The following is a 26,345-nucleotide window of genomic DNA, read 5'->3' on the forward strand; positions in this document are numbered from 1 at the left end:
ATCCACATGAAACGACTGCCTCCCCTGCCCGCCCTGCATACGTTTCTGATCACCGCGCAGTGCTGCAACTTCACCCGGGCCGCCGAGCAGTTGCACATCACTCAGGGCGCGGTGAGCCGGCAGATTGCCGGGCTGGAAGCTCATCTGGGGTATGAGTTGTTCATCCGTCTGGCCCGAGGCCTGGAGCTGACCGCCGAAGGACGTGAATGGCTGCCACGGGTGGAAAAGATCTTTGGCCTGATCAGCGAAGCCACCGAGCAGATTGGTCGCAAGCGCCAGACCCTGCAGCTCAAGGCGCCAAGCTGCGTGATGCGCTGGCTGGTGCCGCGCCTGCTGCAATGGCAAAAGGAACGCCCGGACGTACCGGTCAAACTGACCACCACCCTGGCCCACGGCGTGGACTTTCAGCGCGAGCAATTCGATGCAGCGGTGATCTACGGCACGCCGCCGGACAACTCCTCGACTGCCCTGCATCTGTTTGATGAGCAACTGACCCCGGTGTGTTCGCCAGCGTTATTGAAAGGCCCACCGGCGCTGAGCGAACCGGCCGATCTGCAACAGCATCTGCTGTTGCATCCGACCCGCGATACGCAGGACTGGACGGTGTGGCTAACGGCGGCCGAGTTGCAGTTGAACAACGTCAACACCGGGCAGCATTTCGAGACACTGGATCAGGCGATGTCGATGGCGTCGCATGGGACGGGGGTGGCGATTGGCGACTGGTCGCTGATCGGCGACGACCTGCGCGCCGGGCGGCTGGTAATGCCGTTTGAGCTGAAGGTGAAAACGGGGCTGGGCTACTACGTGGTGATGCCGCAAGGCGGCGAGGCGTCGCCGCAGTTGGAAGAGTTGATGATCTGGCTGGTGGAACAAGCCCATACCCGCTGAATCAACGCATTCCCCTGTAGGAGCTGCCGCAGGCTGCGATCTTTTGATCTTGTTTTTAAAAATTCAAAGTCAAAAGATCGCAGCCTGCGGCAGCTCCTACAGGGGGTTGTGTTTGCAGGTCAGTAGCCGACGGTGAACCGCTGACGCGAATGCTTCGGCGTTTCCACTTCGTCGAGCAGTGCAATCGCGTAATCGGCGAAGGTGATCCAGCTACGGCCTTCGGCACTCACCAGCAAGTGATCCTTGCCGACCCGGAAGGTGCCGGTGCGCTCACCTTCGACGAACTCGGCTGACGGCGAGAGGAAGGTCCAGTCCAGATCCTGCTCCTGACGCAAGGCATCGAGGAACGCCGCGCCAGCGCTGGCCTCGGTTTTGTACTCGGCGGGGAAACCGGTGCTGTCGATCACTCGGGTGTCGTCCGGCAGCAGCAGCGAACCGGCACCGCCGACCACCAGCAGACGCTTCACGCCCGCCTGCTTCACCGGGCCAACCAGAGCGCTGGCCGGTACGCTGGCGAAATGCGCGGCGCTGATCACCACGTCGTGACCGGCCACCGCAGCTTGCAGCGCCGCCGAATCCAGCACATCGACATTCTTGCTGACCACACCGGCGCGTGCGCCGATCTTCGAGGTGTCGCGGGCGATGGCAGTGACGCTATGCCCGCGACGCAGGGATTCTTCCAGCAGTTGGCTACCGGCACGGCCGGTGGCACCAATGATTGCGATCTTGCTCATGACATTCTCCAGTTGGCTTGAGAGTGCTGCGTTTTCAAAATCGGGTTACCACTTCATCTCGCCCTTGGCGACTTTGGCGCTCAGTTCCAGCGAGCTTTCTTCGCCGAGTTTCGGGTAGCGCTTTTGCATGGCCTTGATCAGTGCGGCGGAATCCTTGGCCTTGGCGGTTTCTTCGTCGAAAGCCTTAATGTAGTCGGCGGTGAATTTCACGCTGGCCAGCGAGCGGCTGCTCTCGCCCAGGTAGTGACCCGGCACCACGGTTTTCGGTTTCAGGGTTTCGATCGAATGCAGGGTGTCCAGCCAGTCGGCGTGGGATTGCGCAGTCTGGGTATCGGCCATCCACACATGGATGTTCTCGGCGACCACAACACCACCGACCACCGCCTTGAGCGACGGAATCCACACGAAGCTGCGATCCGGCTGTTTGCCTTCAAGGCCCACCACCTGCAGCTTCTGACCTTCGAGCATCAGGCTGTCGCCCTTGAGCACGCCGGGCACGATGGTTTTGGCCGGCAAGTCGGCGCCCATTTTCGGCCCCCAGAAAGCGAGTTTGCCCGCGACGGTTTTGTTGATGTGATCGACGGTCGGCTGCGAGGCCAGAACCACGGCGTCGGGGAAGGCCTGGGTCAGGGTGTCGAGGCCGAAGTAGTAATCCGGGTCACCGTGGCTGATGTAGATGGTGGTCAGGTGTTTGCCGCTGGCGCGGATCTTTTCCACCACCTGCTCGGCCTGGGCCTTGCCGAATTGCGCGTCGACCAGGATCGCGTCTTTCTCGCCGCTGACCAGCACCGAGGTCACCGGGAAAATCGCGTTGTTGCCTGGGTTGTAGACATCCAGGGTCAGGTTGGCGGCAGCGGCGTGGGCCGCAAAACCGAGGGTGGCGGTGGCCAGCAAAACGCGCTTGAGAGTAGTGAAGCCGATCATCTGTTGCTCCGTGATCCGAATGCCGGGTTGGCGATGGGACAGAGCTTAGTTGCCTGACTCGGTACAAAAAATGCGATGCTTGGACATAGTTTGTTTCTGAAAGCGGGCAAATCATGGATCGTCTTCAAGCAATGCGGGTGTTTGTCACGGTGGTGGATCTGGGCAGCCAGTCGGCGGCCGCCGATCATCTGGACCTGTCGCGGCCGGTGGTGTCGCGCTATCTGGCGGAGCTGGAAGACTGGGTCGGCGCGCGCCTGATGCACCGCACCACGCGCAAGTTGAGCCTGACCGCCGCCGGCAGCGAAATCCTGCCGCGCTGCCGGCAGATGCTCGAATTGTCGACCGACATGCAGGCCGCCGTCAGCGAACCCCACGATGCGCCGCGCGGTTTGTTGCGCATCAGCGTCAGCACCTCGTTCGGCCAGGCGCAACTGGCCGATGCCATGGCGGCGTACGTCAAGCGCTACCCTGGGGTCAGCATCGACCTGCAGATGCTCGACCGCACGGTGAACCTGGTGGATGAGCGCATCGATCTGGCGATCCGCACCAGCAATGACCTCGATCCGAACCTGATCGCCCGGCGCCTGACCGTGTGCCGCTCAGTAGTCTGCGCCGCGCCCGCTTACCTGCGCGACAACCCGCCACCGCAGCGAGTCGAGGACCTGAGCCGACACAATTGCCTGACGCACTCGTATTTCGGCAAGAGCCTGTGGCATTTCGAAGAGGATGGCGAACCGGTGTCAGTGCCGGTGCAGGGCAACATCAGCGCCAACGAGGCCAGCACTCTATTGCGCGCAACCCTGGCCGGTGCGGGCGTGGCGATGCTGCCGACCTATCAGGCCGGGGTGCATGTGCATGCCGGTGAACTGGTGCGTTTGCTACCGCATGCCGAGCCACGGCAGATGAACATCTACGCGGTGTACGCCTCACGCAAGCACATGCCGGCGGCGCTGCGCAGCATGCTGGATTTTCTGGTGCAGCGGTTTCCAGAGAATCCAGAGTGGGATGTGGGGTTGTAGAAAAGCAAAAGATCGTCCGAACGCGGCCCGAACCCGCGGCAGCTCCTACACATAACCCTGTAGGAGCTGCCAAAGGCAGCGATCTTTTGATCTTGTTCTATGCTGAAAGTAATACCGCAGGGTATGCGTTCAGAGGTCTACGCCATGAACATCAGAACAAGAAGGTACTTCGCGATTTTCATCACCTGCGCCGCCACGCTGGCGTTGTATGGCACCGCGGCCTGGCGGGTCGAGCAACTGCGACAGCTGCCCCGCGAGTATGCGAGCTGCAATTTCGAGCGTTGTATTCCGCACAATGCGACGCTGAACGCATTGCGCTGAATGATCTGAGCTGGAATGCGATCCTGTGGGAGCGAGCTTGCTCGCGAAAGCAGTGCACCAGTCAACATCAATGCTGAATGTAAGACCGCATTCGCGAGCAAGCTCGCTCCCACAGGGGTTGGCAGTGTCTACAAGATTACTGCTCAGCCTTCAGCCGGTCACGAAACGCCTTTGGCGAAATCCCCACCCTGCGCCGGAACAGGCGCGTGAAGTTGGTCGGGTCGGAAAACCCCAACAACTCCGACATCTCGTAAATGGTCATGCTGGTGTAGGTCAGCAACCGTTTGGCTTCCAGCAACTGACGTTCGTGCATGATCTGCAGCGCTGGCTGCCCCGCCAGTTCGCGGCAGGTGCCGTTGAGGTGTGATACCGAAATCCCCAGACGATGGGCGAGGTCTTCGACCTTCACATGCTGGCGGTACGTCTCCTCCACCAATTGAATGAACCCGTTGAGGTACTCGCGCTGGCGTTGCGGCCGCTGGCTGGCGTTATGGCGCACGAGCGCCTGACGGCTGACCCAGACCATGATCACGCTGACCAGCGAATGCATGAGCATTTCCCGCGCCGGCTGATGGCCGTTGTACTCGGCCTGCAACGCTGAAAACAGACTGTTCAGGTACTCCGCGTCCTTGCCCGCCGGGTAGTGCTCGGCCTGGGCCAGTGCGTGCACCGAACTGCCCAGTTGCGCCTGCAGGTGATTGATCAGCGGATTGGCGAGGGTGACGACGAATCCTTCGACGTCCTCGGAAAAGCGAAAGCCATGCACCGACAACGGTGGCAGGACTTGAATCGCGGGTTGGTTGAGCTGCGTGCGTTGACCTTCGATTTCAAGCTCTGCCTGACCTTTGAAGACGAAGAGCAACTGGCACAAATCGGCGTGGCGGTGGGGTTTGATTTCCCATTGATGTTCGCGGCTGCGTTTGGAAATGGTTTCACAGTGCAGCAAGTCAGGGGTCGGCCAGTCCAGGCTTTCACCGTAGAGCTTGAACACCGGAATCGAAGGCAGGTCAGGCTTGTTCATCACTTCAATCCAGGCCTCGAGTTTGCGGGCGATAATCGCACCGATTGGCAGAATGTACAGGTATCGGCTCAGTTTTCACCTTCAATTGACAGACTCGCAAGGGAAAAATGCAAGCACTCGATCCATAAAAATCATTCACCGACTCACGTCGCGTGAAGCTTGCGAGTCATAAAAACAATGAAAACGCTGAAAACCCAAGTCGCCATCATTGGCGCCGGTCCGTCCGGATTGCTCCTCGGTCAGTTGCTGCACAACGCCGGCATCGACACCCTGATTCTCGAACGCCAGACACCCGACTATGTCCTCGGACGAATTCGCGCCGGCGTGCTTGAACAAGGCATGGTAGAGCTGTTGCGCCAGGCCGGCGTAGGCGCGCGCATGGATGCCGAAGGACTGGTGCACGCCGGCTTCGATCTGGCCCTGGATGGACGCCTTGCGCACATCGATCTGCAGGGTTTGACCGGTGGCAAAACCGTGATGGTCTACGGTCAGACCGAGGTCACGCGCGACCTGATGGCCGCTCGTCGGGAGGCCGGGGCGCCGTCGTTTTATGAAGTGAGCGATATCGTTCCTCACGGCATGAAAAGCGACGAGGCGTTTGTCACCTTCGAAAAGGACGGCGAAACCTGGCGCGTCGATTGCGATTACATCGCTGGTTGCGATGGTTTTCATGGCGTCGCCCGACAGTCGATTCCCGAGGACTGCCTGAAGATTTTCGAGCGGGTCTATCCGTTCGGCTGGCTGGGGATTCTCGCCGACACCCCGCCGGTGCACGAAGAGCTGGTCTACGCCCGGCACGAACGTGGCTTCGCGCTGTGCAGCATGCGGTCGGCCACGCGCACCCGGTATTACCTGCAAGTGCCGGCCGAGGAGAACGTTTCCGACTGGTCCGATGAGCGCTTTTGGGCTGAGCTGAAAACCCGCCTGCCCACCGCGCTTGCGGAAAAACTGGTGACGGGCCCGTCGATTGAAAAAAGCATCGCGCCGCTGCGCAGTTTTGTCGTCGAACCCATGCAGTACGGGCGGATGTTTCTCCTCGGCGACGCCGCACACATTGTGCCGCCCACCGGCGCCAAGGGTCTGAACCTGGCCGCCAGCGATGTCAGCACGCTGTTCAATATCCTGCTGAAGGTTTATCGCGAAGGGCGCACCGATCTGCTGGAGAAATATTCGGAAATCTGCCTGCGCCGGGTCTGGAAAGCTGAACGGTTTTCCTGGTGGATGACCAACATGCTGCACCGCTTCGACGAGCACGACGATTTTAGCCAGCGGATCAGCGCCTCGGAACTGGACTACTTTGTCAGTTCCGAAGCGGGGCGAAAAACCATTGCAGAAAATTACGTCGGACTTCCGTACGAGGCTATCGAATAGCCTGCTATCGACTTACACTGGCGAGCATCCACCCGCGTGCGATGGCAGCGCGGGTCCATCACTGCCCGCAGGCTTGCCCGTGACCAATCTCAATCACCCTGAAACGCCCAAACCGGCTATTCGCAGCGTGCTGGTCGCGCTGATGCTGGCAATCTTTCTCGGCGCGCTGGACCAGACCATCGTCGCCGTCTCGATGCCCGCCATCTCCGCACAGTTCAAGGACGTCAGCCTGCTGGCCTGGGTGATTTCCGGGTACATGGTGGCAATGACTGTGGCGGTACCGATCTACGGCAAACTCGGCGATCTGTACGGGCGACGCAAACTCATGCTGTTCGGCATGGGCCTGTTCACACTGGCCTCGCTGTTCTGTGGCATGGCGCAAAGCATGGAACAACTGGTGCTGGCGCGGATTCTCCAGGGCATCGGCGCCGGCGGGATGATCTCGGTGAGTCAGGCGATCATCGGCGACATCGTCCCGCCGCGCGAACGCGGACGCTATCAGGGTTATTTCAGCAGCATGTACGCGGTCGCCAGCGTCGCCGGGCCGGTGCTCGGCGGCTACATGACCGAATACCTGTCGTGGCGCTGGGTGTTCCTGATCAATCTGCCACTGGGGCTGGGCGCCTGGTGGGTTGCCAATCGCAATCTGCGCGGCCTGCCGATTCCACAACGCAAACCGATCATCGACTACCTCGGCACGTTGTTGATGATCATCGGGTTGACCGCCCTGCTGTTGGCCATCACTCAGGTCGGTCAGGGTCACTCTTGGCGCAGCAGTGAAGTGCTTGGCTTGTTCGCCTGTGCGGTGCTGGTGCTGGCGGTGTTCGTCTGGCATGAACGCCGGGCGCGCGAGCCACTGCTGCCGATGCACTTGTTCACCAACCGCAACGCATTGCTGTGCTGGTGCACGATTTTCTTCACCAGTTTTCAGGCAATCTCGCTGATCGTGTTGATGCCGCTGCGCTTTCAGAGCGTCACCGGCGCCGGGGCCGACGCGGCGGCGTTGCACTTGCTGCCGCTGGCGATGGGCCTGCCGATTGGCGCTTATTTCGCCGGACGCCGCACCTCGGTGACCGGTCGCTACAAGCCGCAGATTCTGACTGGCGCATTGCTGATGCCGATCTCGATTCTCGGCATGGCGTTCAGCCCACCGGATGCGACGCTCGTCAGCAGCCTGTTCATGCTGCTCAGCGGGATTGCCGGCGGCATGCAGTTCCCGACTTCGCTGGTGGGCACGCAGAATTCGGTGGAACAACGCGACATCGGCGTCGCCACCAGCACCACCAACCTGTTCCGCTCGCTGGGCGGCGCGGTGGGGGTGGCGTTGATGTCGGCGCTGTTGCTGGCCTTGTTGCAGGGTTCGAGTTTCGCCCATCTGGCGAGCAACTCGCTGATCAGCGAGGGGCATTCGGGCAACGTGCTGCTCGACGGTCTGAACGCCGCACCGGGCGATGCGCAGAACGCCTTGCGCGCCGAGCTTTCGGTGACGTTCCAGCATTTGCTTTGGGTGAGTACGGCAGTGTCGCTGCTGGGGCTGGCGGCGGCGATTGCGATGCCGAACAAGTTGCTGCGCGGGCGCGAGCACGGCGCCAAATAACAGCAACACCGCGATCCCCTGTAGGAGTGAGCCTGCTCGCGATGAGGGTGTGTCAGTCGACATCACTGTTGAATGACACTTCCTTATCGCGAGCAGGCTCACTCCTACAAAAGCAGTTCACTCAAGGGCTGTAGTAACCCACTGCCACCAGAAAATGCCCGACCTTCTTCAGGTAGGCATGCTTGTCCTCGACCTTGCCGGTCACCGGGTTTTTCCAGCGGTATTCGTATTCGCCGTCGTCCTGTTTGGCGATCAGCGCCAGAATCGGCTCGCCCACCGGTTTGCCTTCCGGGTCCTTGATCTTGCTGAAATCGGTATTGATCAAGCGCAGGTTGGTACCGTGGGCCACGTAGCGTTGGGTGTCGAGATCGACCACGAATACATACAGGTCATCCTGCAGATACCCGCCCTTGAGCGAGTTGATGGCCGTCAGCGTACCCTTTTCGTTTTTCCCCAGATCGGTTGCAGCCTTGTCGAGCAGTGCCTTGGCCTGCTCGGCTGACGCACGCGGCAGGTAATAACCGACTGCCAGAATGCGCTGACCGATACGCTGGTAATACACATGTTTGCGCTCGACCTTGCCGTCGGCCCAGTTCTGCCAGCGGTACTCGGCTTGCTGGATGCCGTTGCCTTCCGGCACCAGCAAGGCGTCCTTGAAGGCTTTCTGCAAATCCGGCGCAAGCACCTCGCTGACATCGCGGCCGATCAAGGCTGAGGAAGGCCCGCCGCTGGCGAGCATCACGCCTTTGGTGTCGACCACGAACACGTAGCGATCCTTGTCGACGAACTCGCCCTGACGGCTGAACGCGGCGAAAGCCTTGTCGCCATTGTCGTGGTAATAGGCCAGGGCCTTTTCCAGCAAAGCGATGGCGGCCTTGCTGTCGTCCTTTTGTGTGGTGGCAGCATTGACCTGCCCTGCCCCCACAAAAAGCATCACCCCGAGCCACGCCACTTTATGCAAAAACCCCATAACGCATCCCTCGTTCTTGTTGGTGTTTCAAGAGCGTAGACGGCTTGGGATCGGACGGAGGTCGAAGATGAATCCAGAAGTTGCCGCATTACCTGTGGCGAGGGAGCTTGCTCCCGCTCGGCTGCGAAGCAGTCGCAAAACCTGCAAATGCGCTCTACCTGAACGAAAGCAGGGGAGCGCTTCGCACTCCAGCGGGAGCAAGCTCCCTCGCCACAAAGGTTCCTGAGTCAGGTTCTACGGCCGGGCATTGATCTGCTGCTGCAGATTCTGGATCTGCGCCTGCAGGGTGTTGAGGTTGCGGGTCATCTGGCCACGGAACGCATCGAACTCAGCGGTATTGCCGCCACCCTGTGGCGTTGCCGGGCGGTTGTCCTGTTCACTCTTGAGAACGACGATTTCCTGCTCCAGACGCTCGATCGCTGCGTTCGAGTTGCCCTGCTTTTTCAGCGCAACGATATCAGCGCCAAGGCTTTTCAGTTGCGCGTCATAACTCTTGAGCTGGGCGTCGACCTTGCTGGTATCCGCCGGTGCGCTTTTCAGGGTGGCCAGTTCGGCGCTCAAGGCTTTGACCTGGGCCTGCAACTGGGTGTTGGCGTTCTGTTGTTCGGTGGTCTGCGCGGTCATCTGCGCCAGACGCTTGTCCAGATCGCTGGCCTGGCCGACCACGCCTTGCTGCTGTTTGCTCTGATCCAGCAACTGGGTTTCCAGCTGTTTGATCTGCAGCTTCAAGGCTTCGCTGTCGCTGTTGACGTTGCTCTGGCTGGCGACGACCTTGCCGGAAATATCCTGCAACCGCCCCGCCGCTTCCTCGCTGATGCGCGCAAAGCTTTCCTGGGTCGCGACCAATTGCTGCTCCATCAGCGAAATCTGCTGGAAGCTCCACCAGGCCAGACCGATGAAGGCGAAGAACAACGCGCCGACCAGTGCCCACAGCGGCCCGGTACTCGCAGCCTTGACCTTGACCACCGGCGGCGTGCGCGAGTGCACCGAGGTGCGAGCGGAGGGCGGAATGTCATCGTCGTCAAAGGTGTCGGCCCGCAGGCTCGGTACATCGTCGAAATCGTCGTTGGCATCGTTACGCATGGACATTGAGGCAACCTTTGTGGAACGCGGTGATGGCTAAATGCTGCGAAGTATAACCGCCGCAGCCGCAGGGATTGACCCTCAAGCGGCAGTGCGGTTCATTGCCGGCCGGGCGACTTGTATCAACGGATGTCCTGAGCTTTCCACCAGCCACAGAACTCGTCGAGGGCCGACCACAGGCTGACTTTCGGATCGTAGTCCAGATAATGCCGGGCGCGGCTGATGTCGAGGGTGAAATTTTTCTTCATGACCTGCATGCCCAACCGCGACAGAGTCGGCTCGGGGCGCCCCGGCCAGAGCTTGCACGCACCTTCGTTGAGCGCCGCAACGCTGTAGGCCAGACCGTACGAGCGGTATTTGGTGACCTGCGGCACTTCCATCTTGCGCATCACGTAATTGACCACATCCCACAACGGCACCGGCGCGCCATTGCTGATGTTGTAAGCCTTGCCCAGTGCGGAACCGGCCGCCAGCAGACTGCTGAGCAACGCTTCGTTGAGGTTCTGCACGCTGGTGAAATCGACCTTGTTCAGGCCGTCGCCGATGATTGCCAGACGCCCCTTGCGCTGCATGTTCAGCAGGCGCGGGAAGATGCTCATGTCGCCGGCGCCGGTGACAAAACGCGGGCGCAGGGCGATGGTTTCCAGGCCGAATTCCTGCGCACCGAAGACCTTCTGCTCGGCCAGGTACTTGGTCGCGGCGTAGTGATGTTTGAAGCGTTTGGGCACTTGTTCTTCGGTCAGGCCGAGGTGGTCGCGGCCATCGAAGTAGATCGACGGCGACGACAGATGCACCAGCCGCCGCACGCGCTGCTTGAGGCAGGCTTCGACGACATTCTCGGTAACCTGCACGTTGCCCAGATGAAAGTCCTGATAGCGCCCCCACAAGCCGACGGCACCGGCGCAGTGCACCACGGCTTCGACGTCGCTGCAGAGGTCGCGCACGAGATCCGCATCGGTCAGATCGCCCGGGACAAACTCGGCGCCACGGCGCACCAGATGCTCGACGCTCTCGGCCCGGCGACCGTTGACCCGCACGTCCAGGCCCTGCTCCAGGGCGAAACGCGCAAAGCGTCCGCCAATGAAGCCGCTTGCGCCGGTGACCAGAATTTTCATGTAACGCTCCGATGTCTTTCGTTTACCTGATACGTCTGTCTTGACGCTGACCGTCAGCCCAAGGGCACCAGCCAGCGCGGTGAAGAACGTAGCAATTGCTCGGTCAGCAAGCCCAGCAGCTGACCGCCATTGCGCCAATGATGCCAGTACAACGGCACATCGATCGGTTTATCTGGCAACAGTTCACGCAACACCCCGCGTTGCAGCTGATCGCGCACTTGCAGTTCCGGCACAAGGCCCCAGCCGAACCCGGCTTCGGTCAGGCGCACAAATCCTTCGGAGGACGGGCACAAATGATGCTCGAATCCGCCATCAACGCCCAATGATGCAAGGTAGCGATGCTGGAGAAAATCGTCCGGGCCGAACACCAGCGCCGGCGTGCGTGGTAACTGCTCGGCGCGCACCCCGTCGGGGAAATGCCGCTCGATGAACGCCGGACTGGCCAGCGCCCGGTAACGCATGGCCCCGAGCAACACGCTGCGCGCCCCGGCCACCGGGCGCTCGCTGGCACAGACACACGCCGCCACCTCCCCGGCACGCATGCGCTTGAGGCCGACGGTCTGATCTTCCACCACCAGATCCAGCAATAAATGCTGCTCGGCGCAGAAATCGCCCACGGCTTCGGCCCACCAGGTGGCGAGACTGTCGGCGTTTATCGCGATGCGCAACCGCTCCGGCAGACCCTCTTCGTCGAGCGCCGGCACCAGGGTCTGCAAGTCACGTTCGAGCAGGCGTACCTGCTGCACATGGTTGAGCAGCCGCCGGCCGATCTCGGTCGGTGACGGCGGCGTGCCGCGCACCAGCACCGGTTGGCCGACCCGCGCTTCCAGCAGTTTGATGCGCTGGGAAATCGCCGATTGCGACAAGCCCAGCACCTGCGCGGCGCGTTCGAAACCGGCCTGCTCGACCACAGCGGCCAGAGCGGAAAGCAATTTGTAGTCGAACATCAGTTTTCCTAATGAGCGATCAGCACTATTGGTTTTTCTTATACCGCTTTCGACCGGAGAATAGCCAGCAAGCACTCTTTATCAAGGAACACGGCAATGGCTGGCGAAACCTCACTCACAACTCTGCTGCGCAGCATGAGCCCGCAGCTCAACGCCGGCGAATACGTGTTCTGTACCGTGCCTGACAACTTGCTGCCGAGTGGGCTGGAGATTGTCGGCAGTTTCCGCGAGCAGGAAGGCCTGACCGTGATTCTTGAGCGCTCCCAGGCTGAACACGCCGGGTTCGCTTTCGATTATGTCGCGGCGTGGATCACCCTCAACGTGCATTCGGCACTGGAAGCGGTCGGCCTGACCGCCGCGTTCGCCACGGCATTGGGCAAAGCCGGGATCAGTTGCAACGTGATCGCCGGTTACTACCACGATCATTTGTTTGTCGGTCAGGCCGACGCCGAACGCGCCATGCACGTGCTGCGCGATCTCGCAGCCAACGCGGAGTAAATTTTATGTGGCAAAGCTATGTGAACGGCCTGCTGGTGGCGTTCGGGCTGATCATGGCGATCGGCACCCAGAACGCTTTTGTCCTGGCCCAGAGTCTGCGCCGCGAACATCACCTGCCGGTCGCGGCGCTGTGTGTCGCGTGCGATGCGCTGCTGGTGGCGGCCGGGGTGTTTGGTCTGGCCACTGTGCTGGCGCAGAACCCGACATTGCTCGCGGTGGCGCGCTGGGGCGGCGCCGTCTTTCTGATTTGGTACGGCAGCCAGGCGCTGCGCCGGGCGTTCTCGAAACAGAGTCTGGATCAGGGCGAAAACCACACCGTGCGCTCGTTGCGCGCGGTGATGCTCAGCGCGCTGGCAGTGACCCTGCTCAACCCGCACGTTTATCTCGATACGGTCTTGCTGATCGGCTCACTCGGCGCGCAGCAATCAGTGCCGGGCGCTTATGTCGTGGGCGCGGCAAGTGCCTCGCTGCTGTGGTTTTTCACCCTCGCCCTCGGTGCCGCATGGCTCGCGCCGTGGCTGGCGCGACCGAGTACCTGGCGGATTCTTGATCTTCTGGTGGCAGTGATGATGTTTACAGTCGCAGGGCAATTGATATTGGCGCAGTGATTTATTCCAAACAGCTCTGGAACCTCTATCCCACACAGTTGTTGCGTGGTTAAGCCTTGACCCCGGTGCTATGATCCGAACCCTGCGCCGCAAAGAGTAAAAACTCGTCGGTGCATTTCTGGCCGCCCGTGATCGGCCTTGCGCTCACCGCAACAGACCTGATTAGGAGAATCATCATGGCTTTCGAATTGCCGCCGCTGCCTTACGCACACGATGCCCTGCAGCCGCACATTTCCAAGGAAACCCTGGAATTTCACCACGACAAGCACCACAACACCTATGTCGTGAACCTGAACAACCTGGTGCCAGGCACCGAGTTCGAAGGCAAGACCCTGGAAGAGATCGTCAAGACTTCCTCGGGCGGCATCTTCAACAACGCCGCTCAGGTCTGGAACCACACCTTCTACTGGAACTGCCTGGCGCCAAACGCCGGCGGTCAACCAACTGGCGCACTGGCTGAAGCGATCAACGCAGCCTTCGGTTCGTTCGACAAGTTCAAGGAAGAGTTCAGCAAAACCTCGATCGGCACCTTCGGTTCCGGCTGGGGCTGGCTGGTGAAGAAGGCTGACGGTTCCCTGGCCCTGGCCAGCACCATCGGCGCCGGCAACCCGCTGACCAGCGGCGACACCCCGCTGCTGACCTGCGACGTCTGGGAACACGCTTACTACATCGACTACCGCAACCTGCGTCCGAAGTACGTTGAAGCGTTCTGGAACCTGGTCAACTGGAAGTTCGTCGCCGAGCAGTTCGAAGGCAAAACCTTCACCGCTTAAGCTGCGCACCAGATAAAAAACCCGGCTGATGCCGGGTTTTTTTATGCCTTTGATTTCTGTAGGAGCTGCCGCACCGTGCCACAATTTATGGCGCCTCTGTTTTCCTACAGGGAATAGCGTTTTTCTCACGATGAACGCTGGCTCCGGCCACTTGCCGGGGCAGCACAGCGGGCTACCATCAAATCAACGAAAATTTGTTCCACACCGCTCAAGTTGAGGGGCGAAACTACCGACACAGTACAAATAGAGCTGAGACTCCAGACAGCAGTATTTCGGCCAAGGCCACGGGCAAATGTTCCGAGGCTTGATTGTCCCTTTGACTGCCAACACGGGATTGCCAATACTCATGGCAACTTGACGCTACCCGCACGGAACAAGGAATAACCCTTTGAAGCTGGAACTCAAGAACAGCTTGTCGGTGAAGTTGCTCCGGGTCGTGCTCCTTTCGGCATTGATCGTCGGCGTAGTCTTGAGCTGCGCCCAGATTGTTTTCGATGCCTATAAAACCCGCCAGGCGGTGGCCGGCGACGCTCAGCGCATCCTCGACATGTTCCGCGATCCCTCGACTCAGGCGGTCTACAGCCTGGACCGGGAAATGGGCATGCAGGTGATCGAAGGCCTGTTCCAGGACGACGCCGTGCGCCAGGCTTCCATCGGCCATCCCAACGAAGCGATGCTCGCGCAAAAATCCCGTGAGTTGCAGCACTCCAACAGCCGCTGGCTGACTGATCTGATTCTCGGTCAGGAACGCACCTTCACCACCCAACTGGTCGGTCGCGGCCCGTACAGCGAGTATTACGGCGACCTGAGCATCACCCTCGACACCGCCACCTATGGCGAGAGTTTCATCGTCAGTTCGGTAATTATTTTCATTTCCGGCGTCTTGCGCGCCCTGGCCATGGGCCTGGTGTTGTATCTGGTTTATCACTGGCTGCTGACCAAGCCGCTGTCGCGGATCATCGAGCACCTGACCGAAATCAATCCCGATCGCCCCAGCGAGCACAAGATTCCACAGCTCAAGGGTCACGAAAAAAATGAACTCGGCATCTGGATCAACACCGCCAACCAGTTGCTCGAATCGATAGAACGCAACACCCATCTGCGCCACGAAGCGGAAAACAGCCTGCTGCGCATGGCCCAGTACGACTTCCTCACCGGCCTGCCGAACCGCCAGCAATTGCAGCAGCAACTGGACAAGATTCTGGTCGACGCCGGCAAGCTGCAACGCCGGGTCGCGGTGTTGTGCGTGGGGCTGGATGATTTCAAAGGGATCAACGAGCAGTTCAGCTACCAGACCGGCGACCAGTTGCTGCTGGCGCTGGCCGACCGCCTGCGCGCCCACAGCGGTCGCCTCGGTGCCCTCGCCCGCCTGGGTGGCGACCAGTTCGCCCTGGTGCAGGCCGATATCGAACAGCCTTATGAAGCGGCGGAGCTGGCGCAGAGCATCCTCGATGATCTGGAAGCGGCGTTCGCCCTCGACCATCAGGAAATCCGCCTGCGCGCGACCATCGGCATCACCCTGTTCCCCGAGGACGGCGACAGCACCGAGAAGCTGTTGCAGAAGGCCGAGCAGACCATGACGTTGGCCAAGACTCGTTCGCGCAACCGCTATCAGTTCTACATCGCCAGCGTCGACAGCGAGATGCGCCGGCGCCGCGAACTGGAAAAAGACTTGCGCGATGCGCTGATTCGCGACCAGTTCTACCTCGTCTATCAGCCGCAGATCAGCTACCGCGATCACCGCGTGGTCGGGGTTGAAGCGCTGATTCGCTGGCAGCATCCGGAACACGGTCTGGTGCCGCCGGATCTGTTCATTCCGCTGGCCGAACAGAACGGCACGATCATCGCTATCGGCGAGTGGGTGCTGGATCAGGCCTGCAAGCAATTGCGCGAATGGCATGATCAGGGCTTCGTCGATCTGCGCATGGCGGTCAACCTGTCCACCGTGCAGCTGCACCACGCCGAGCTGCCGCGGGTGGTCAACAACCTGTTGCAGATTTACCGCCTGCCGCCGCGCAGCCTCGAGCTGGAAGTCACCGAAACCGGCCTGATGGAAGACATCAGCACCGCCGCCCAGCATCTGCTGAGCCTGCGCCGCTCCGGGGCGCTGATCGCCATCGACGACTTCGGCACCGGCTATTCATCGCTGAGTTATCTGAAAAGCCTGCCACTGGACAAGATCAAGATCGACAAGAGCTTCGTCCAGGATCTGCTGGATGACGACGACGATGCGACCATCGTTCGCGCGATCATCCAACTGGGCAAAAGCCTGGGCATGCAGGTGATCGCCGAAGGCGTGGAAACCGCCGAGCAGGAGTCCTACATCATCTCCGAAGGCTGTCACGAAGGTCAGGGTTACCACTACAGCAAGCCACTGCCGGCCCGGGAGCTGGGCGCTTATCTCAAGCAGGCCCAGCGCAGCAACGCGGCTATTTTATAAAGTCAAAAGATCGCAGCCTGCGGCAGCTCCTACATTTTGGAATGCATTCCCCTGTAGGAGCTGCCGCAGGCTGCGATCTTTTGATCTGCGTAAACAAGAAATATTTCCAGCCACAACCCTTTACACATAATGCGAAAGATTTGCATTATGTCGCAGCTTTGCGCACCCCCGCGCCCTGTCCATTCCATTACCGAAGCAGGATGTTCGCCATGATTCGTATGCCTCTGGCTACCGCCAGTCTGCTGGCCATCGCTATTTCCCTCGCCGGTTGCGGCGAAGGCAAAGACAAGGCTGCCGCCCCGGCCACGCCGACGCCGGCCGCCAGCACCGCTGCCGCGCCAGCACCTGCCGCTGCCGGTAAAGTCGATGAAGCCGCCGCCAAGGCTGTGGTCGCGCACTACGCCGACATGGTCTTCGCCGTTTACAGCGATGCCGAATCCACCGCGAAAACCCTGCAAACTGCCGTCGACGCATTCCTCGCCAAGCCGAACGCCGACACCCTGAAAGCCGCCAAGGCTGCCTGGGTCGCTGCGCGCGTGCCTTACCTGCAGAGCGAAGTGTTCCGTTTCGGCAACACCATCATCGACGACTGGGAAGGTCAGGTGAACGCCTGGCCGCTGGACGAAGGCCTGATCGACTACGTCGACAAATCCTACGAACACGCACTGGGCAACCCGGGCGCCACCGCCAACATCATCGCCAACACTGAAGTGCAGGTCGGCGAAGACAAGGTTGACGTGAAGGACATCACCCCGGAAAAACTCGCCAGCCTCAACGAGCTGGGCGGTTCCGAAGCCAACGTTGCCACCGGCTACCACGCCATCGAATTCCTGCTCTGGGGCCAGGACCTGAACGGCACAGGCCCGGGCGCCGGCAACCGTCCGGCTTCGGACTACCTGGAAGGCGCAGGCGCCACCGGCGGTCACAACGATCGTCGCCGTGCGTACCTGAAAGCCGTGACCCAACTGCTGGTCAGCGATCTGGAAGAAATGGTCGGCAACTGGAAGCCGAACGTGGCTGACAACTACCGCGCCACCCTGGAAGCCGAGCCTGCCGAATCCGGCCTGCGCAAAATGCTGTTCGGCATGGGCAGTCTGTCCCTGGGTGAACTGGCGGGCGAGCGCATGAAGGTTTCGCTGGAAGCCAACTCCCCGGAAGACGAACAGGATTGCTTCAGCGACAACACTCACAACTCGCACTTCTACGATGCCAAAGGCATTCGTAACGTGTACCTGGGCGAGTACACCCGCACCGACGGCACCAAGCTGACCGGCGCCAGCCTGTCGTCGCTGGTGGCCAAGGCCGACCCGGCTGCCGACAACGCGCTGAAAGCCGATCTGGCCGCTACCGAAGCGAAGATCCAGGTCATGGTCGATCACGCCAACAAGGGTGAGCACTACGACCAGTTGATCGCTGCGGGCAACACCGCCGGCAACCAGATCGTGCGTGACGCTATCGCCGCGCTGGTCAAACAGACCGGTTCGATCGAAGCCGCTGCCGGCAAGCTGGGCATCAGCGACCTGAACCCGGACAACGCTGATCACGAGTTCTGATCAACGCTGGCTGCACAAGAAGGCGACCTCCGGGTCGCCTTTTTCATGCCTGCCAAACACGGCCCTCTGTAGGAGTGAGCCTGCTCGCGATAGCGGTGTGTCAGCCAGAAATTAGTCGAATGACACTCCGCTATCGCGAGCAGGCTCACTCCTACAAGGTTTTTGCATTGGTCTTGAGGCTTGCGCCATATCAAGCAAACGATAATTCCTCTTATTCAAATTCACTCGCCCTGTTAGACTTTGCGCCTTTGTTTTCGCCCGTCCGCAGGATGTCTGATGCCCTCGCTGCCGCTTCGCTTTTCCGCACTGTTTCTGGCCCTGGGCCTGAGTGCCTGCGATGACGCCCCGCGCTTTACCAAGGCCGAGCCGGGTGAAGCGCGTTCGGGCGGTGCAACGACCGTGCGCAAGACCGATCAGAATGCGTTCTCCCTGCCCTCGGCCAACCTGCCACCGTCGCGTCGGGTCGATTTCAGTGTCGGCAACAGTTTTTTCCGCAGCCCTTGGGTGATCGCCCCGTCGACCACCACTGCCCGCGATGGCCTCGGCCCGTTGTTCAACACCAACGCCTGCCAGAACTGCCACATCAAGGATGGTCGTGGCCACCCGCCAGCGCCCGATGCGGCGAACGCGGTGTCGATGCTGGTGCGCCTGTCGATTCCCGATTCGCCGGCCTACGCCAAGGTCATCGAGCAACTCGGCGTGGTGCCGGAGCCGGTCTACGGCGGGCAGTTCCAGGACATGGCCGTGCCCGGGGTCACGCCCGAAGGCAAGGTGCGCGTCGAGTACACGCCGGTGCCGGTCCGCTTCAAGGACGGCACCGAAGTCGAACTGCGCAAACCGGTTTTGCAATTCACTCAGTTGGGCTACGGTCCGATGCACCCGGACACGCGTTTCTCCGCCCGCGTCGCGCCGCCGATGATCGGCCTCGGCCTGCTCGAAGCCATTCCCGAAGAAGCGATCCTCGCCAACGCCACCGCGCAAGCCAAAGAGAACAACGGCATCAATGGTCGACCGAATCAGGTCTGGGATGACGCGTTGCACCAGACCGTCATGGGTCGATTTGGCTGGAAAGCCGGGCAACCGAATCTTAATCAACAAAATGTTCACGCGTTTTCTGGTGATATGGGCCTCACCACCCGCCTGAGACCCTTCGATGACTGCACCGACGCGCAAACCGCCTGCAAACAGGCGCCGAACGGCAACGGCCCGGACGGCGAGCCGGAAGTCAGCGACAACATCCTGCGTCTGGTGCTGTTCTATACCCGCAACCTGGCGGTGCCCGCGCGCCGTGACGTCAACGACGAACAGGTGCTGGCCGGCAAGAACCTGTTCTTTCAGACTGGCTGCCAGTCCTGCCACACCCCGCAATACACCACCGCCGCCAACGCCGCCGAACCTGAACTGGCCAATCAAGTGATTCGCCCGTACAGCGATCTGCTGCTGCACGACATGGGCGACGGTCTGGCCGACAACCGTACGGAATTCCAGGCCTCCGGCCGCGACTGGCGCACCCCGCCGTTGTGGGGGATCGGCCTGACGCAGGCAGTCAGTGGTCACACCCAGTTTCTGCATGACGGCCGCGCCCGCAACCTGCTCGAAGCCGTGCTCTGGCATGGCGGCGAAGCGCAGCAGGCGCAGCAACAGGTTTTGTCTTTCAACGCCGAGCAGCGTGCTGCGCTGCTGGCGTTCTTGAACTCACTTTAAACACTTAAAAGAATCGGGAGCCCGACATGTTCCGTCCCAAGTTGTTGTTCACCAGCCTTGCCGCACTCGCCCTCGGCGCCTGCTCGCCGCAGGATCCGCAAGCGGTCACGTCGGCGGCCATCGCCAAATCGGTGATCCTGCCGACCTATACCCGTTGGGTCGAAGCCGACAAGCAACTGGCCGTCAGCGCCCTCGCCTACTGTCAGGGCAAGGAAACCCTGGAAACCGCCCGCGCCGACTTCCTGCATGCGCAGAAAGCCTGGGCCGAGCTGCAACCGCTGTTGATCGGCCCATTGGCCGAGGGCAACCGTTCGTGGCAGGTGCAGTTCTGGCCGGACAAGAAGAACCTGGTTGGCCGTCAGGTCGAACAACTGGTGATCGCCCAGCCGCAGATCGACGCCGCCGCACTGGCCAAATCCAGCGTCGTGGTGCAGGGTCTGTCGGCTTACGAATACATCCTGTTCGATGAAAAACCGGACGTCACCAACGCCGAGCAGAAAGCCAAATACTGCCCACTGCTGATCGCCATCGGCGAGCGCCAGAAGCAACTGGCCGAAGAAATTCTGCAGAGCTGGAACAACACCGACGGCATGCTCGCGCAAATGAGCAAATTCCCTAACCAACGCTACGCCGACTCCCACGAAGCCATTGCCGATCTGCTGCGCGTGCAAGTCACCGCCCTCGATACCCTGAAGAAAAAACTCGGCACGCCGATGGGCCGTCAGAGCAAAGGCGTGCCGCAGCCGTTCCAGGCTGATGCATGGCGTAGCCAGTCGTCGCTGACCGCGCTGGAAGCCAGTCTCGCTGCAGCCAAAACCGTCTGGGAAGGCGTCGACAACAAAGGCCTGCGTGGTCTGCTGCCGGCCGAGCAGAAACCGTTGGCGGACAAGATCGACGCCGCTTACGCCGCGTCGCTGAAACTGTTCGACAGCAGCCAGCGCTCGCTGACCGAAATGCTCCAGGACGACGCTGGTCGCCAGCAGCTCAACGATCTCTACGACAGCCTCAACGTCGTCCATCGCCTGCACGAAGGCGAACTGGCCAAGGCGCTGGGCATCCAACTGGGCTTCAACGCCAACGACGGTGACTGATGAGGGCAAGTGCCATGCTGCGACGCCAGGCTCTGACTTTAGGTAGTTTGCTGCTGGGAGCAGTGACACTGGGCGGCTGGACGCTGTTCAAGCGCAAGGATCAGAGCCCGCTGTTGCTCTCGGCGCGCGACGACACCGACGGCAAGCATTACGCCGTCGGTTATCGGCTGGACGGCACCCGGGTGTTCGCCACCGAGGTCGGCCAGCGTTGCCACGACATCATCAACCATCCGACGCTGCCGATCGCGCTGTTCGTCGCCCGCCGCCCGGGTACCGAGAGCTACCTGATCGACCTGCGCGACGGGACGTTGCTGCAAACCGTGACGTCGCAGCCGAACCGGCATTTCTACGGCCACGCCGTGGTGCACAAGGACGGCGAATACCTGTACGCCACCGAGAACGACACCACGGATCCGGGGCGTGGCCTGCTCGGGGTGTACAAGTTCGAAGGCGAGCGGCTGGTGCACAGCGGCGAGATTTCCACCCATGGCCTCGGCCCGCATCAGGTGTCGTGGATGCCCGATGGCGAAACCCTGGTGGTGGCCAACGGCGGGATCCGCACCGAGGCCGAAAGCCGCGTCGACATGAACCTCAACGCCATGGAACCGAGCCTGGTACTGATGCAGCGCGACGGCACCCTGCTGAGCAAGGAAACCCTCGCCCAGCAGATGAACAGCGTGCGTCACCTGGGCATCGCCAGCGACGGCACCATCGTCGCCGGCCAGCAATTCATGGGCGCCTCGCACGAGCGTTCCGAGCTGTTGGCGATCAAGCGTCCGGGCCAGCCCTTCGTGGCATTCCCGGTGCCGGAGCATCAGTTGCAGTCGATGGGGCACTATACCGCCAGCGTCGCAGTGCACAGCGAGCTGCGGTTGGTGGCGCTGACTGCGCCGCGTGGAAACCGCTTCTTCATCTGGGACCTGGACAGCGGCGAAGTGCGTCTCGACGCGCCGCTGCCCGATTGCGCGGGTGTCGGCGCGGTGAAGGATGGTTTTGTCGTGACCTCCGGTCAGGGCCGCTGCCGCTACTACGATTGCCGCCAGGATGAACTGCTGGCCAAACCGCTGGAATTGCCGGCGGGGCTCTGGGACAACCATCTGCACCTGATGGCGTGAATCAACGCTGTAACTGTGGCGAGGGAGCTTGCTCCCGCTGGGGCGCGAAGCGGCCCCGCTTTTTAATTCAAAAGCATGGGACTGCTGCGCAGTCCAGCGGGAGCAAGCTCCCTCGCCACAGGGGTTTTATTCGTCGTCACTGTAATAACTGCCAGTTGGAATCCCCCCTGTACTCGGAGTAATGTGCCCGCCTGTCTCACCTGATTTATCCAAGGAACTGGAAATATGCTGCGTCGCCGCATGCTGATCATGTTGGGTGTTGTCTTGCTGGTCGTCCTGGTATTGGGCGGGTATAAAGCCTTTTCGATCTACACCATGATCCAGGGCTTCTCCAAACCGAAACCGCCGATCAGCGTCGCCGTGGCCCGCGCCACCGAACAACCGTGGCAGATGCGCCTGCCCACCGTCGGCTCGCTCAAGGCTTTGCAAGGCGTCGAGCTGAGTCTTGAAGTCGCCGGCACCGTCACCGAACTCAAATTCGAATCCGGACAGAAGGTCAAGGCCGGGCAGCCATTGCTGCAACTCGACAGCGCGGTCGAGACCGCCCTGCTGGAAACCGCCAAGGCTGACCTCGGTCTGGCGCAACTGGATTTCGGTCGCGGCAGTCAACTGGTCGACAGCCGCGCGATCTCCAAAGGCGAGTACGACCGTCTCTCCGCCGTGTTGCAAAAGAACAAGGCCACGGTCAACCAGCTCAACGCCTCGCTGGCGAAAAAACGCATCCTCGCGCCGTTCAGCGGCACCATTGGCATCCGTCAGGTAGATGTCGGCGACTACCTCGCCAGCGGCACCAAAATCGCCACCCTGCAGGACCTGAGCAGCCTCTACGCCGACTTCTATGTGCCGGAGCAATCGGTGCCGAAACTGGCCATCGGGCAACCGGTGCAGATCGGCGTCGCCGCCTATCCCGGACAGGATTTCCCCGGCGCCATCAGCGCGATCAACCCGATTGTCGAGAGCACCACGCGCAATATTCTGGTGCGCGCGACCCTGGCCAACCCCGACGGCAAATTGCTGCCGGGGATGTTCGCCAGCCTCAACGTGTTACTGCCCGATCCGCAGCAACACATCGTGGTCCCGGAAAGCGCGATCACCTACACCCTCTACGGCAACTCGCTGTACGTGGTCGGGCAGAAAAAGGCCGAGGACGGCAGCGTCGAAAAAGACGACAAGGGCCAGCCGGTACTGATCGCCGAACGCCGTTTCATCGAGACCGGTGAGCGGCGCGATGGCCTGGTGATGATCAACAAGGGCGTGCAGAGCGGCGAACAAGTGGTGACCGCCGGCCAGATCAAACTGGACAACGGCGCACACATTGCCATCAGCGACGACAAGACCCTCGGCGAGCAGAACAGTCCGCCTCGCGCCGACTGATCAAGGAATCCCCATGGCTTTTACCGATCCGTTCATCCGCCGCCCGGTGCTCGCCACCGTGGTCAGCCTGCTGATTGTGCTGCTGGGTTTCCAGGCCTGGAGCAAACTGCCGCTGCGCCAGTATCCGCAAATGGAAAACGCCCTGATCACGGTAACCACCGCCTACCCCGGGGCCAACGCCGAGACCATTCAGGGCTACATCACCCAACCGATGCAACAGAGTCTGGCCAGCGCCGAGGGCATCGACTACATGACCTCGGTCAGCCGCCAGAACTTCTCGGTGATCTCGATCTACGCGCGCATCGGTTCCAACACCGACCGTTTGTTCACCGAACTGCTGGCCAAGGCCAACGAGGTGAAGAACAAACTGCCGCAGGACGCCGAAGACCCGGTACTGAGCAAGGAATCGGCGGACGCCTCGGCGCTGATGTACATCAGTTTCTTCAGCAAGGACTTGAGCAACCCGCAGATCACCGACTACCTGTCGCGGGTGATCCAACCGAAACTGGCGACCCTGCCGGGCATGGCCGAGGCGGAGATTCTCGGTAATCAGGTATTCGCCATGCGCCTGTGGCTCGACCCGGTGAAGCTCGCCGGTTTCGGCCTCAGCGCCAGCGACGTGACCAACGCGGTGCGCCAGTACAACTTCCTCTCTGCCGCTGGCGAGGTGAAGGGCGAGTACGTGGTCACCAGCATCAACGCCAACACTGAACTGAAATCCGCCGAAGCCTTCGCGGCGATTCCGCTCAAGGTCAGTGGCGACAGCCGCGTGCTGCTCAGCGATGTGGCGCGGGTTGAGATGGGCGCGGAAAACTACGATTCGATCAGCTCGTTCGGTGGTACGCCGTCGGTGTACATCGGCATCAAGGCCACACCGGGCGCCAATCCGCTGGACGTGATCCGGGAAGTGCGCAAGCTGATGCCGGAGCTGGAGGCGCAATTGCCGCCCAACCTCAAGAGCGAGATTGCCTACGACGCCACCCAGTTCATCCAGGCCTCGATCGACGAAGTGGTGAAAACCCTGTTCGAAGCGGTGCTGATCGTGATTGTGGTGGTGTTCCTGTTCCTCGGTGCGCTGCGCTCGGTGGTGATCCCGGTGGTGACGATCCCGCTGTCGATGATCGGCGTGATGTTCTTCATGCAGATGATGGGCTATTCGATCAACCTCCTGACCCTGCTGGCGATGGTGCTGGCCATCGGTCTGGTGGTGGACGACGCGATCGTGGTGGTGGAGAACATCCACCGGCACATCGAGGAAGGCAAGACACCGCTGGAGGCCGCGCTGGAAGGTGCGCGGGAAATCGCCATGCCGGTGGTGTCGATGACCATCACCCTGGCGGCGGTGTATGCGCCGATCGGCTTCCTCACCGGGCTGACCGGGGCGTTGTTCAAGGAGTTCGCCCTGACCCTGGCCGGCGCCGTAGTGATCTCCGGGATCGTCGCCCTGACCCTGTCACCGATGATGTGCGCCCTGCTGTTACGCCACGAAGAAAACCCCAGTGGCCTGGCGCACCGCCTCGACCGCATTTTCGACAGCCTGAAACGCCGCTACCAGAGCATGCTCCACGGCACATTGAACACGCGGCCGGTGGTGCTGGTATTCGCAGTGATCGTGCTATGCCTGATCCCGGTGTTTCTCAAGTTCACCAAGTCGGAACTGGCACCGGATGAGGACCAGGGCATCATCTTCATGATGGCCACGGCCCCACAGCCGACCAACCTTGATTACCTGAGCACCTACACCGACGAATTCATCAAGATCTTCAAGGAGTTTCCGGAGTACTACTCTTCGTTCCAGATCAACGGCTACAACGGCGTGCAAGCGGGCATCGGCGGCTTCCTGCTCAAGCCGTGGAACGAACGCAGTCGCACGCAGATGCAGATCCTGCCCGAGGTCCAAGGCAAACTGGCGAGTATCCCCGGCCTGCAGATTTTCGGCTTCAACCTGCCCTCCTTGCCCGGCACCGGTGAAGGTTTGCCGTTCGAATTCGTGGTCAATACCGCCAACGACTACGAGTTGCTGCTGCAAGTGGCCGACCGGATCAAGAAACGCGCCATGGAGTCCGGCAAGTTCGCCTTCGTCGACCTCGACCTGGCGTTCGACAAACCGGAAGTGGTGGTCGATATCGACCGTGCCAAAGCCGCGCAGATGGGCGTGTCGATGCTCGACCTGGGCGGCACCCTGGCGACGCTTCTGGGTGAGGCGGAAATCAACCGTTTCACCATTGAAGGCCGCAGCTACAAGGTGATTGCCCAGGTCGAACGACCGTACCGCGAAAATCCCGGCTGGCTGAACAACTACTACGTGAAGAACACCCAGGGCGAGCTGCTGCCGCTGTCGACCCTGATCAAGGTCAGCGACCGGGCGCGACCGCGCCAGCTCAACCAGTTCCAGCAACTCAACGCGGCGAAGATTTCCGGATTCCCGCTGGTCAGCATGGGCGAGGCCATCGACACCGTGCTGCAGATCGCCCGCGAAGAAGCACCAGCCGGGTTTGCCTTCGATTATGGCGGCGCTTCACGCCAGTACGTGCAGGAGGGCAGCGCCCTGTGGGTAACCTTCGCCCTGGCGCTGGCGATCATTTTCCTGGTGCTGGCAGCGCAGTTCGAAAGCTTCCGCGATCCACTGGTGATTCTAGTGACGGTGCCGCTGTCGATCTGCGGAGCGTTGATTCCGCTGTTCCTGGGCTGGTCGAGCATGAACATCTACACCCAGGTCGGGCTGGTGACGCTGATCGGGCTGATCAGCAAGCACGGGATCCTGATCGTCGAATTCGCCAACCAGTTGCGCAAGGACAAAGGCCTGACCGCACGCGAAGCGGTCGAGGAAGCGGCAGCGATTCGTTTGCGCCCGGTGTTGATGACCACGGCGGCGATGGTGTTCGGCATGGTGCCGTTGATTCTGGCGACCGGTGCTGGCGCCGTGAGCCGTTTTGACATCGGCACCGTGATTGCCACGGGGATGTCGATCGGCACCCTGTTTACCTTGTTTGTACTGCCGTGTATCTACACCTTGCTGGCAAAACCCGATCCGAAAGAAACCGCATAACCCTTGTAGGAGTGAGCCTGCTCGCGACGGTGGTCTGTCAGCTAACAATGATGTGAATGACGCACCGCCATCGCGAGCAGGCTCACTCCTACAGAGGATCCATGTTGGCCAGGGAATAAAAAAGGCCTCGCAACTGCGAGGCCTTTCATT

The 26,345-nt window shown here is 61.0% G+C and carries 22 protein-coding genes; 15 read left to right on the plus strand and 7 right to left on the minus strand.

Going from position 1 to position 26,345, the window contains the following annotated elements; genetic code table 11:
* The first annotated feature begins 6 nt into the window (after nt 1-6).
* Entirely contained in the window at nt 7-888 is an 882-nt protein-coding gene (locus tag PMI25_RS09120) for a LysR substrate-binding domain-containing protein (RefSeq protein WP_007965854.1), read from the plus strand.
* A 119-nt stretch (nt 889-1,007) separates the two neighbouring features.
* Here the strand turns inward: PMI25_RS09120 and PMI25_RS09125 are convergent, their stop codons facing one another.
* Together PMI25_RS09125 and PMI25_RS09130 are read right to left on the minus strand one after the other, a co-directional pair.
* The gene (locus tag PMI25_RS09125) at nt 1,008-1,622 is read right to left on the minus strand and encodes an NAD(P)-dependent oxidoreductase (RefSeq protein ID WP_007964050.1); all 615 of its coding nucleotides are present in this window, start codon (nt 1,620-1,622) and stop codon (nt 1,008-1,010) included.
* Between the two features lie 45 nt (nt 1,623-1,667).
* Nucleotides 1,668-2,546, minus strand: a complete 879-nt coding sequence (locus tag PMI25_RS09130; RefSeq protein WP_007964049.1) for an MBL fold metallo-hydrolase — start codon at nt 2,544-2,546, stop codon at nt 1,668-1,670.
* 113 nt (nt 2,547-2,659) lie between these two features.
* Here PMI25_RS09130 and PMI25_RS09135 point away from each other — a divergent pair, with 113 nt between their 5' ends.
* Nucleotides 2,660-3,565, plus strand: coding sequence for a LysR family transcriptional regulator (locus tag PMI25_RS09135; protein ID WP_202962692.1), 906 nt, complete (start codon nt 2,660-2,662; stop codon nt 3,563-3,565).
* Nucleotides 3,566-3,709: 144 nt separating this feature from the next.
* On the plus strand, nt 3,710-3,886 hold the full coding sequence (locus PMI25_RS29460) for a hypothetical protein (RefSeq protein ID WP_007964044.1): 177 nt from the start codon (nt 3,710-3,712) through the stop codon (nt 3,884-3,886).
* A gap of 136 nt (nt 3,887-4,022) precedes the next feature.
* Here the strand turns inward: PMI25_RS29460 and PMI25_RS09145 are convergent, their stop codons facing one another.
* Nucleotides 4,023-4,907 (minus strand): helix-turn-helix domain-containing protein, encoded by an 885-nt coding sequence (locus PMI25_RS09145; protein ID WP_007964041.1) that lies wholly within the window; start codon nt 4,905-4,907, stop codon nt 4,023-4,025.
* A 177-nt stretch (nt 4,908-5,084) separates the two neighbouring features.
* Between PMI25_RS09145 and pobA the strand changes: the two genes are divergently transcribed.
* Together pobA and PMI25_RS09155 are read left to right on the plus strand one after the other, a co-directional pair.
* On the plus strand, nt 5,085-6,278 hold the full coding sequence (gene pobA / locus PMI25_RS09150; protein ID WP_007964039.1) for a 4-hydroxybenzoate 3-monooxygenase: 1,194 nt from the start codon (nt 5,085-5,087) through the stop codon (nt 6,276-6,278).
* 79 nt (nt 6,279-6,357) lie between these two features.
* Complete coding sequence (locus tag PMI25_RS09155; protein ID WP_007964037.1) at nt 6,358-7,875, plus strand: MDR family MFS transporter; 1,518 nt, start codon at nt 6,358-6,360, stop codon at nt 7,873-7,875.
* Nucleotides 7,876-7,996: 121 nt separating this feature from the next.
* On the opposite strand, the gene PMI25_RS09160 is transcribed toward PMI25_RS09155, so the two are convergent.
* From PMI25_RS09160 to PMI25_RS09175, 4 genes are all read right to left on the minus strand, one after another.
* On the minus strand, nt 7,997-8,845 hold the full coding sequence (locus tag PMI25_RS09160) for a cache domain-containing protein (RefSeq protein WP_007964035.1): 849 nt from the start codon (nt 8,843-8,845) through the stop codon (nt 7,997-7,999).
* Between the two features lie 234 nt (nt 8,846-9,079).
* Nucleotides 9,080-9,934 (minus strand): hypothetical protein, encoded by an 855-nt coding sequence (locus PMI25_RS09165; protein ID WP_007964033.1) that lies wholly within the window; start codon nt 9,932-9,934, stop codon nt 9,080-9,082.
* A 116-nt stretch (nt 9,935-10,050) separates the two neighbouring features.
* A complete protein-coding gene (locus PMI25_RS09170; RefSeq protein WP_007964030.1) occupies nt 10,051-11,043 on the minus strand; it encodes an NAD-dependent epimerase/dehydratase family protein in 993 nt (330 codons plus the stop codon).
* Nucleotides 11,044-11,096: 53 nt separating this feature from the next.
* Nucleotides 11,097-11,990: a LysR family transcriptional regulator ArgP gene (locus PMI25_RS09175; RefSeq protein WP_007964029.1), complete on the minus strand. Its 894-nt coding sequence runs from the start codon at nt 11,988-11,990 to the stop codon at nt 11,097-11,099.
* 96 nt (nt 11,991-12,086) lie between these two features.
* On the opposite strand from PMI25_RS09175, the gene PMI25_RS09180 reads away from it, so the two are divergent.
* From PMI25_RS09180 to PMI25_RS09225, 10 genes are all read left to right on the plus strand, one after another.
* A complete protein-coding gene (locus tag PMI25_RS09180; RefSeq protein ID WP_007964028.1) occupies nt 12,087-12,488 on the plus strand; it encodes an ACT domain-containing protein in 402 nt (133 codons plus the stop codon).
* A 5-nt stretch (nt 12,489-12,493) separates the two neighbouring features.
* Complete coding sequence (locus PMI25_RS09185) at nt 12,494-13,096, plus strand: LysE/ArgO family amino acid transporter (protein WP_007964027.1); 603 nt, start codon at nt 12,494-12,496, stop codon at nt 13,094-13,096.
* Nucleotides 13,097-13,272: 176 nt separating this feature from the next.
* Nucleotides 13,273-13,869: a superoxide dismutase gene (locus tag PMI25_RS09190; RefSeq protein WP_003227660.1), complete on the plus strand. Its 597-nt coding sequence runs from the start codon at nt 13,273-13,275 to the stop codon at nt 13,867-13,869.
* A 388-nt stretch (nt 13,870-14,257) separates the two neighbouring features.
* Nucleotides 14,258-16,309, plus strand: coding sequence for a putative bifunctional diguanylate cyclase/phosphodiesterase (locus PMI25_RS09195; protein ID WP_007964026.1), 2,052 nt, complete (start codon nt 14,258-14,260; stop codon nt 16,307-16,309).
* 209 nt (nt 16,310-16,518) lie between these two features.
* Complete coding sequence (locus PMI25_RS09200) at nt 16,519-17,862, plus strand: imelysin family protein (RefSeq protein ID WP_007964025.1); 1,344 nt, start codon at nt 16,519-16,521, stop codon at nt 17,860-17,862.
* Between the two features lie 276 nt (nt 17,863-18,138).
* On the plus strand, nt 18,139-19,566 hold the full coding sequence (locus PMI25_RS09205; RefSeq protein WP_007964024.1) for a di-heme oxidoreductase family protein: 1,428 nt from the start codon (nt 18,139-18,141) through the stop codon (nt 19,564-19,566).
* A 26-nt stretch (nt 19,567-19,592) separates the two neighbouring features.
* Nucleotides 19,593-20,657 (plus strand): imelysin family protein, encoded by a 1,065-nt coding sequence (locus PMI25_RS09210; RefSeq protein WP_007964023.1) that lies wholly within the window; start codon nt 19,593-19,595, stop codon nt 20,655-20,657.
* A 14-nt stretch (nt 20,658-20,671) separates the two neighbouring features.
* Nucleotides 20,672-21,772 carry a DUF1513 domain-containing protein gene (locus tag PMI25_RS09215; protein ID WP_007964021.1) on the plus strand — a complete coding sequence of 367 codons (1,101 nt, stop codon included), beginning with the start codon at nt 20,672-20,674 and terminating at the stop codon, nt 21,770-21,772.
* A 225-nt stretch (nt 21,773-21,997) separates the two neighbouring features.
* Nucleotides 21,998-23,146 (plus strand): efflux RND transporter periplasmic adaptor subunit, encoded by a 1,149-nt coding sequence (locus tag PMI25_RS09220; protein ID WP_007964019.1) that lies wholly within the window; start codon nt 21,998-22,000, stop codon nt 23,144-23,146.
* Nucleotides 23,147-23,159: 13 nt separating this feature from the next.
* On the plus strand, nt 23,160-26,195 hold the full coding sequence (locus PMI25_RS09225) for a multidrug efflux RND transporter permease subunit (protein ID WP_007964017.1): 3,036 nt from the start codon (nt 23,160-23,162) through the stop codon (nt 26,193-26,195).
* Nucleotides 26,196-26,345 lie beyond the last annotated feature (150 nt).

The organism is Pseudomonas sp. GM30 (genome assembly GCF_000282275.2).
GTDB lineage: Bacteria > Pseudomonadota > Gammaproteobacteria > Pseudomonadales > Pseudomonadaceae > Aquipseudomonas.